Consider the following 9,404-nt stretch of genomic DNA (forward strand, 5'->3'; position numbering starts at 1 on the left):
CCAGCTAAATAAGACAAAACCTTCCAAACAAGGGTAAGTGGAAGGTTATTTGGCATGCATATTTTCAGTATAACATGAGTTATTTTAAGTTTTTATTGAAAAATGTTGACAAACTATTAGCTGGTTTAGTTGAACAAAGGGCGGCTGCTTGTTCAGCAAATGCCCCCATTAACAGAAGAACAAAAACGACCTATAAACTATTTCTTCAAGGAAGTGAAATCTAAATTAGCCATCATCCCATTAGGTTCTTCAGATTTCATTAGATTTACATACTTTTTAATCACTGTGACTTTTATAGATTGGTCAGTAAGAGAGATAATCCCGTCACTCAAAGCGATTGACTCACCAAGGGGACCGTAACTCTGTTGAATATCTTCTGTCTGTTTTCTGGGGTCAAACACTACTTCCAATCTATAACGTTTAGTGTCATCTGGTCTTTTGACAAAGGTTCCTTCTATTGACCCACCCCCACCAATTTTAGAAGTTCCAGAAGTAGAAATCTTGTCTTCAGGTTCAACAGCATATGTTTCAACTTGAAAAGCAGTAGCCTCTTCTTGATATGGCTGCAGGTTAAATTCCAATATAGCTCCTTCAGGTAAATTTGATTCTCCCCGTATCATTAGTTTATTCCTATAAATCTGAACCTTTGCATCAATTGTGATTTCTTTATCTGGATTATAATCAAAATCTTCATCTTTACTTTCTTCAACCCATATCACTCGACACCCGTTTAGCAGAGGTATAACACATAAAATAAAGATAACCAGTTTAAGCCGCCTATACAGCATTTCTTCACCTCAACTTTAAGGAATTTTTCCTCTGTACATCTCTTCATTCTATCTATTATCATATCACATATTATTGAATTTTCTGTAAAATATTGTTATTCAATTATCCTGCCCTTTAATTGAACCTCAGTACCGGACTGACATCAGGAAATTTCTGTTAATATAAGCTTATCATAAGCTGAAACCTATAACGACTCCGTGGACAAGTTTGTAATATAAAATCGGTAGTGCAAATGCCTGCAAGTTACTATGCAAAATCAATGGTGAAATCCATACCATTGGTATCAATAAAAAAAGACGGTACAAAATACTATGCGCATTGTACCGCAAATCACCTTCCATTTTAGTGGTTTCTCCCTCTCAACCGAACGAGTTATATTCTCTGCAGGAAGCGAATTTTTTTATTCTCCAGTTAAATTTTCGTTTATGGAAGAGCTTTAATTAGAGATATTATTTCTTACCAGTTTGCTTTTTTAAATATACTCGCAATCATTATCAAGGAGATAATTGCAACAACAGTGGATGTAAACGAAAAGCTATCTGCCAGATAGTTAAGCCCTACCCATGGTGTTAAGAACAATGCTGCTAAAGGAATAGCCAATCCAAAGTAAAGTTGAGTATCTGAAAAATTAATGTAAGCGGTTAATAAAGCGATCACTAAAGTAAGGACCCATGCCATTGTGTAAATTCTCATTAATAATTTGTTTTTCGCTTTAAAAGCTATCCCCAAACACATTATCCAGATGACGAAATATACAATAGTAACAATAAAATTCGTGAAAGTTGCTGGACCTCCAGTTAAAAACACATGAAAATTTTGATTTATTCCATAAGCCATAGTTAGTATGGGTAACCCAAGACACAATATCACTATATAATTCATTTTTGGTTCTCCCCCTTTTCTCACATTCTACCGAATGATATATAGTGTAATTTTACACTAAAAGAGAAAAACCATCCACTGAATTCTGAAAATTTTAACTCATCTATACTGTTGATACGCCCTCTACAACCTTAAAGAATAGTAGACCCTGAATTTTAATTTAAGGTGAATTTTCACAACAAATAATTTCAAATTTTTTTATCTTATGCTATGCGAGCTTCCATTAAATGGCCCTTTAACTGAATAATCCTCTACCATCACTTCAAACAAATTAAAGTCCCTTAATCCCAAACCAACTCCCCCCAGTAACCCTCTCCCTCCTCACCAAACCTTCCTCCTCGGTTAATCGGGGACGGTTCGTAGCTTACTTTTGCCATTTATGATTAATGTCCCATTACTTCACAGAATCGATCTATACTGTGAAGACCTTTGCTAATAACGCGCCGTTTTCCCTTGAAAATTTATAATAGAGCGGGAACCGTCCCCATCCTTCCCTAAATCAATTCCTTTAATAGATCAGCAACCTCCTGCGTGTTAAACGGGGACGGTTCTAACTCTACTTTTCACGGTGAACCGTGCCTCGGATTGATTCATTTCATTTGAATAAAGAAAAAAACAGAGCGAGAACCGTCCCCACTCTACTTTTTGATATTTGGTTAAAATTAAAGGTATGAAAGATAAAAAAACCTAACCCCTCTTTATTTAAGAGAAATCAGGCTTTCGGTTTTAGGATTAGGAACAATTAACAGCATCAAGTTTTTTTTATTTTATTTAAAGCTTATTTGACATTAAAAGTTTGTTCACCCAATTTATCGCCACCTATACCTTGTGTAGCAATTAATGTTACAGGTGTTTCTAAATCATCTAATTCATAAGCTACAGCATTTTTAACAGTACCATCTTTTTTAATTGTTTCTAATTGAGAATCTAGAAATTGTTCATCTGGAAGTCCACCAACTTCAAGAGTATTGACAGCATTAGGATTATTGTCTTGAACAGCTTCAAATACTGCCAACCAACCCATAGTTGGATCAATATCTTTATCACTTAAATTAGTTATTTCATACCAAATTGCAAAAACAGGCTTTTCACCATATTCATTTCCTTTTTCTCCAGGCCGAATAACTTTAGTCTCAGTAATTTTAATTTTCAAGTCATTTATTTTTGCTTCATTATCTTTGAAAAAGACTTCTTTATTTGTCTCTGTTTCTTTGTTTGTATTTTCTGTAGTTGTTTCTTTTGCTACGTTTTCAGACCCTTTTTGCGTTGCTTCTTCTTGATTGCCACAACCAGCAATTATAGATAGTATTAGTGCAGGTGCTAATATTAAAGTTTTTTTCATCACGTTACATTTCTCCTTTGGTTTTTAATTTAATTATTTTTGATGAAAATTTTTGAAAGTAATTTTCTGATAATGCTGCCATGAATAGATTTCCCCCCTCCTTACTGAGGTATCTTAGAAATAATTGATTTAAAGACAGCCAGTAGATTATCAAGAAAAAAATGAAGTGGCAAAAAGTCAATCAGTGATAAATTTTTTGTTCTAATTGGAAAGTTTCGTGTTAATGAAAGTTTCCCAGTCGCTTTAAACATATTGGCTATGATCTTAGTATAAATTTCTACCCTATCAAAAAACACGAAGGGTATTTGACTTAAAAAGAAGCACTTATATAACAAATTCAATCCATCTCGGTATTATATTTATAGGTGAAAACAATTATTCGTCCCCCACATACTCCCCACCATTCATAAACGACTTCAACTCATCCAACTTCTCACCTTTAAGCAAATATGTAACACCATACGTATCACCCTGACCGTCATGATTCAAAGCAATATCTAAATCATGAACAATCCTCTTCATATACATATAAGAATAATTCAAACCAAGGCTTGCCGGTTTCCAATCTTCAACAGCAGTCTGTGCTTCTGTCTCTCCGCCTGTATCATCAATATGGGCTGTTCTCACATATTGAAGGTGGCCGATCATTCCGGCAAGCATTCGCACATTCCTCAAATCACTGGACTTCGGTTCGTCCTGACGTGCTAAAAATCTATCAACCTCATTAGATACTAACTTTGACTTCAAATACCAGTCATATTCCTTATCAAATCCCTTTTCCTCAAGGGTCGGATCCATGGGCTCATCCAGAATCCTTTTTAAGCTGGCAACGACTTTCACAGCATCTTCCCTGTTATTCATAACGACTTCGTTGGCTTTAGCCTCCGGATTCGTGTCAACCGACTTCGATTTCACTTCCACACTCGCTGCGCTTTCTTCTGTCTTTATTGTTTCTGAAGCTTCTTCAGCTGAACAACCTGCCAACACTGCTCCGGACAGAACGGATGCAGCAACGTACTTATAAATATTCTGCAAAACTTTTCCTCCTTATTTCCATACCTTACTGTAAAAAGGGATTCCTTAATACTTTCGGCTTCGATAACCTTATCTCAGTATCTCCGTCAACGGATAATACTCCTTCGCCCCAATCCCTCTAGCCATCATTCTTTTCACATACATGACTTCGTTCTCCAATTGCTCCAAGCGATCACCACTGATTTCATAAACATCCAGCTCTGGGCTCAGTCTTTCAGGATAATGAAACACATATTTCGTACTTCCGATAAAATACTCAACCCTAAAATTATTCATCTTCCCATTCCACTCATACTCCGTAATAAGAATGACCTCATTCGTATATTCGGGACGGATCTCTATCCCCTTGAAGATTTCATCAATTCTTGCTTGAATCTGTTCAATCTTTTTTGAATCCTCACTCTGGACCACACCGATCAGCCTCCCATAAATCTCCTTCCAAGCACCATCCAAATCAACCGTCATCACTTCCATCCAGACATCCTCGCTCCACTGATACTTCTCATCAACATCCATCCCGTTCGTTGGATAAATCAGTATCCCCCTCAACTGAAGCTCCTTCTTCTGATGCATTAGATAAGTAAACAGCTGATACATATTGTGGCTGTGAAAAGTGGACTTGCCAAAGTTCTCCTGAAAGGTGTTCTTATAAAACTTCGCATCGATGATGATCTTCTCCTGGCCATTTTTATGGGTAAGCGATACATCCGTCTTCATCTGAGGCAAGAAGGCGGTGTTCCCTTCAAGCCCCCACTTTAAAACTTCCGATGATACACGATATTCCTTCTGCTCGATTCTGTAAAAATGAAACAAGAACTTTTCAAAAATTCCGTTCAGTGCCTTTTCATCAAGCTCCGCGGAGAATAAGCTCCACTTGCCTTGCTTGTGAGACAGCAAACTAAGCTCGAATAACATCTTAGCCAGATGAATCATCCGTTTGTAATGCACATTATGTCTGCCGTAATAAATCTGCGTAAATACCTTCTTCGTCAGCTGGATCTCCCCAACCTCATGGAGATAATCCAATTGCATGAAACTCTTCTTCCTCGTCTCTTTTTTCACATATCGATTCACACAGATTGACTGCAGCGTTGACTTCATCACTTGATTCAGCAGGATATCAGGTGAATATTCATCCTTCTCACAAACAAGCATCGGCTTTCTTCCCCTCGTTGATCTTTGTGACTGTATTCGTGATTCGCTGCATCATGGCTGCGGATACCCCTGTCTCCTGAACGGATTTATACCATTTTTCATTAAAGGCAGGTTCAAGAGTGATAAATGCAAAACGCCGGCGCAGTGCCACTTCTAGCTGAGCCAGGGAACGGTCGGCCGTATTCATCGTACCGATCAAATACACATTGGATGGCACCGTGAACTTTTTCTTCGAGTACCCCATCGTGACAAATTCATCCCGCTTATCACGCTCAATCAACATAAATAACTCGCCGAACACCTTGGACAAATTCCCTCGGTTGATTTCGTCGATAATGAAATAATAGTCTTCACCGGGATTTTCCAATGCCCGCTGGCAGAAATCATAGAACACCCCATATTGAAGAGAAAAGCCATTCTTATCCGGCCTGAAGCCCATCACAAAATCTTCGTAAGCATAATTCTGGTGGAACTGCACCATCTCAATACGGGAAGTATCCTTCACTCCCATCAATGAATAAGCCAAACGCTTGGACACAAATGTCTTCCCTACTCCAGGAGGTCCCTGGAGAATGATGTTTTTCTTGTAACGCAGAAGGCTGGTGATTTTGTTGTATTGGTTTTCATCTATGAACACTTCTTCAAGGAAATCTTCTTTTAAATACGGTTGCAAGACTTCTTCAGTTTCTACAGGTATTGCTGAAATAGCTTCTTTTAAATTTGGTTTTATAATCCATTTGAAGTGACCATTTTCTTCATAATATCCATTAAACAATACACAAGAATAGCATTTTTCACCATCTTCGCCTTTTATTGAATCTATCCCCGTTGATTCCATTACTCGTTTTGCTAATTGAACGACCGGGGTAATGAAAGATGAGGAATGTCGTCCAAGGGCTGCTGCCAGCTGTGAAGGCGTTGCTCCACCTCCGAGTTCATTCATTTTATGCAGGTATTCTAAGTCATTCTTCATAAAAACCGATTCATTCTGTAAAAGTTCCAACCACATCTCAGTACTGATGTTATCCTCGTAATAGTACTGAACATCCAAATTTTCTTCCTTCACTTGAAGATCCTCGCTGACCTTTTCTTTGAATAACTCAATCACACTCACCATCTTCCGGTGAAGCTTGTCGTGGGTGAAAGAAGTCATCTCCGTTTCCCTATCAAAATCTCCCTCTCCACTCCTCGGATGCTCAGATCCAAAGAGCAAACCATATCGAATTCCCTTTTCATCCACGGACACAAACAACTGAGGAGCCGTCTTATGACTGATATGCCCTTTCTCATAAACCGCCAGCCAGCACTCAGAGCATCCAAAATTCTGATTCCAGTTAAACCCGTTCAATACCTTATCTTCAACGAGATCGAATTCTTTGAATTCCTCCATTTTCCTCAAAGCCTCGTGGATTTTTCGCTGCTCCTCTTGCACCTTCGCCTTCTTGTCAGCATAGTAAAGTTGGAATAAAATCGTGAAATTATTCCATGAGTTCAAGATATTCGTTTCGTATTTCACCTTCACTTCGTTCTTGATCTCTTCAAGCTCTTCAATCGTCACTGAACCAAAGTCAATTATCCTGTCAATGACCTTGGACTTGATCAAGTTGACCTTCTCAGAGTTCTTGTACTGTCCTTTCAAAGCATGTAGACTCTCTGCATCAAACTTTGAAAGGGAGTCCAGCAGCAGTTGAGGTTCTAATTTATAACGATGAAGCTCTGTCGCCATTCCGTACAAATAATCGACGGCACTTTCCACCTTTATCTGATCATATTGTGTGCTGCAAAAGAAAAAATCCTGAATATCAAGAATCGTCAGTTCCTCGTAACTCCCTTTCAAATGCGCAAGGGCAGCTTCACATAATTGTGAGTAGGTCTGATAATTCGCACCCACGGTTGAAAGCTTCAGATCAATCCCGTAAGATCGCTTCAAGTCCATAAAGACTTCCTGCTTATAAAGTGGATATTTCTTATAGTCAACTGCCGCCAAAAGATATCCGAATAGAGGTGCTCCCAATGAAATACTAGAATTGAACGCCTTTCCCCTTTCCCGAAAAGCTTCAATCCTATCTTCCACTGGAGCAGAAGAATAAATCAATTCATTCAGTAGATTAGCAACCTCCTGCGGACGCTCCTCCGCATACTTCACCAAATCAGCCGTATTACTCCAATGAACAAAGCTCCCAGCAGTCGGATTCTCCTTCTGCAGCTTTCTAGCAATATCAACCACTGTGTATTCAGTGATATCCTGCTCTCCCATAAAATTGTTTAATCGGGACAGGATCTCTTCTTTATATGACTCGTCGTATAGAGAATTTGATTTGAATTGCAGGTAGCGTTTGAAGGAAATATCTATGTATGAATCTTTTAAAAGTTGACGTTCCAATTCTTGATTGGTCATGGAAAGCACCCCTTTGGTTTTTGTTAGTTTAATATCTTATAGACCTGATTTTACCAGTAGATGGTTTAGAAAGATACCTGACTAGTTTTTAGTATAAAAAAGAACCCTAATAGAAAATGTCAAGGGCTTCCGTTCAGGGAGGGAAAACCTTAAATCGCAAATTAATTAGTTATAGAAATCGAATATAAATTAACATCCCAATTAGCACTAAATATATACAATAAAAAACCCACATCCAAAATTGGATCCGGGTTTTTCTTCTTTATGAACTTCTTGTTCCATTAAAGCCCCCTTTAGTTTAAGTACATATGTTCACAAACTTAACCTTAATTAAAGAACGGTGCCCCATTCTTCTCATAAGATTTTTGTTTATTCATACATTGGAATACTAATTAAACCACGATTTCGACTTAGGAACCTTCCTCAAACAATGTACAATATTTTTTTAACTTGTTCCTTTTTCTATCTTTTCTCACTCCCGTACTTAATTGCCCTTTCTATTTTGCTCCCGTCATTTTTTTCTGAAAAATTTTGTCTTCCTAAAAGTTTTGGGCATCTTATGTCTTATCTTTTGTTGAAAAGGGTAATAAAAAAGTGAAAAACTAGGAGGGGATTCTCTTGAGAAGACTTTTTGTGTTTTCCATTGTTCTAATGCTGCCTGTTCTATTCTTGTTAGGGTGTGGAAAACAAAGTGAATCGAATGCAAAAGATGCGGTTGAAACATATATGGATTTAGTGAAAGAAGGTGATTTAAAACAATACATGTATATCTCATCTCAAACAAACGAATTTTATGACGTTTTCGATTATGAATATTTGAGTACATTGGAGGAAAATGATATAAAGTATGAGGAATCTGATACAAGAGATGAATTCGACGCATTTTACAATTCAATCACAGATGATACCTATCCATCTCCTACATGGGAGGAAAATATGGAAAGGGTTCAAGATAGATTCGGTGATGACAATGACTTTATTGTAGATTCAGATGAAGATGGGTTTGAGGTCACAAGTAAGGAAAAGGACTTTAAACAGTACAAGTTCCTGTACAATACTGAAATTGCAAATGCAACAGGAAGTAAGATTTACAAAAAAGTAGAATTCACTGTTGAATACCAGTACGACATTTGGAATGGAAAAGAGTATACCGAGGGATTTGTCATTAAGAAATTAAATATTCGTTGACGGCGGAAACTTCCGCTGTCTTTTTATTGAATTTGCAACTAAAAAACTCTTTAATTAACTAACTTTTTATATCCATTCTTTTCCCACAAAATCATTTGCTAATTTATATTTGCATCACCCATAGGCATAAAGTACTTTTTTAAGTTAAACTATGAGATTCTATAGAGTCTTCAAATTAAATTCACCCCTTTTTATAAAAACAATCCTGCACTTTAGTAAGAAACCGAAGGGGTAACCGCGTTCACTCTTCAGACTTTAACTCTGACATCCGTTTATTTAATTATCTGCCGACATTTTAGAGTAGGGAAAAATAAGGATTATCGTTAATAAGCCAATTAGTACGGCACCTCCGCCAAAGAATAAAGATATACTTAATCCTTCCCATCTTCCTACTACATACAGACCCCAGAAATGAATTCCTACCCCTAAGAAGAGGATTACGAACCCACCTAAATATCTTCTATTTTTCAAAACACTCCATGAAGCACGGGGACGGTTCGAGACCGATGAAAAAGTCTGATTTTTAACTGTCATGTGAATTATTTTTAAGAACCTTCGGTTTTTCAAAATCAAAAAGCCCCCTAATGGTATAATTAGTGCGACCAAACACAAACC

Annotated in this window: 8 protein-coding genes; 1 reads left to right on the forward strand and 7 read right to left on the reverse strand. The window is 37.4% G+C overall.

Annotated elements, in window-relative coordinates:
• Nucleotides 1-197: 197 nt before the first annotated feature.
• The 6 genes from BHE18_RS09715 to BHE18_RS23760 form a co-directional block, all read right to left on the reverse strand.
• Entirely contained in the window at nt 198-719 is a 522-nt protein-coding gene (locus BHE18_RS09715) for a hypothetical protein (RefSeq protein WP_141771852.1), read from the reverse strand.
• A 526-nt stretch (nt 720-1,245) separates the two neighbouring features.
• A complete protein-coding gene (locus tag BHE18_RS09720) occupies nt 1,246-1,671 on the reverse strand; it encodes a hypothetical protein (RefSeq protein WP_071618397.1) in 426 nt (141 codons plus the stop codon).
• Nucleotides 1,672-2,449: 778 nt separating this feature from the next.
• On the reverse strand, nt 2,450-3,013 hold the full coding sequence (locus tag BHE18_RS09725; protein ID WP_235860293.1) for a DUF5067 domain-containing protein: 564 nt from the start codon (nt 3,011-3,013) through the stop codon (nt 2,450-2,452).
• Between the two features lie 375 nt (nt 3,014-3,388).
• A complete protein-coding gene (locus tag BHE18_RS09735; RefSeq protein WP_071618400.1) occupies nt 3,389-4,048 on the reverse strand; it encodes a hypothetical protein in 660 nt (219 codons plus the stop codon).
• Nucleotides 4,049-4,117: 69 nt separating this feature from the next.
• Nucleotides 4,118-5,203, reverse strand: coding sequence for a 5-methylcytosine restriction system specificity protein McrC (locus tag BHE18_RS09740; RefSeq protein ID WP_071618401.1), 1,086 nt, complete (start codon nt 5,201-5,203; stop codon nt 4,118-4,120).
• Nucleotides 5,190-7,601, reverse strand: a complete 2,412-nt coding sequence (locus BHE18_RS23760; protein WP_071618402.1) for an McrB family protein — start codon at nt 7,599-7,601, stop codon at nt 5,190-5,192. Before BHE18_RS23760 ends, BHE18_RS09740 begins: the two co-directional genes overlap by 14 nt.
• Nucleotides 7,602-8,219: 618 nt before the next feature.
• Between BHE18_RS23760 and BHE18_RS09750 the strand changes: the two genes are divergently transcribed.
• Nucleotides 8,220-8,789, forward strand: a complete 570-nt coding sequence (locus BHE18_RS09750) for a hypothetical protein (protein ID WP_071618403.1) — start codon at nt 8,220-8,222, stop codon at nt 8,787-8,789.
• Nucleotides 8,790-9,065: 276 nt separating this feature from the next.
• Here the strand turns inward: BHE18_RS09750 and BHE18_RS23460 are convergent.
• The coding region (locus tag BHE18_RS23460; RefSeq protein WP_216095302.1) for a hypothetical protein at nt 9,066-9,404 on the reverse strand (339 nt) is incomplete at its 5' end.

It is taken from the genome of Rossellomorea aquimaris (assembly GCF_001877785.1).
Lineage (GTDB): Bacteria > Bacillota > Bacilli > Bacillales > Bacillaceae_B > Rossellomorea > Rossellomorea aquimaris_A.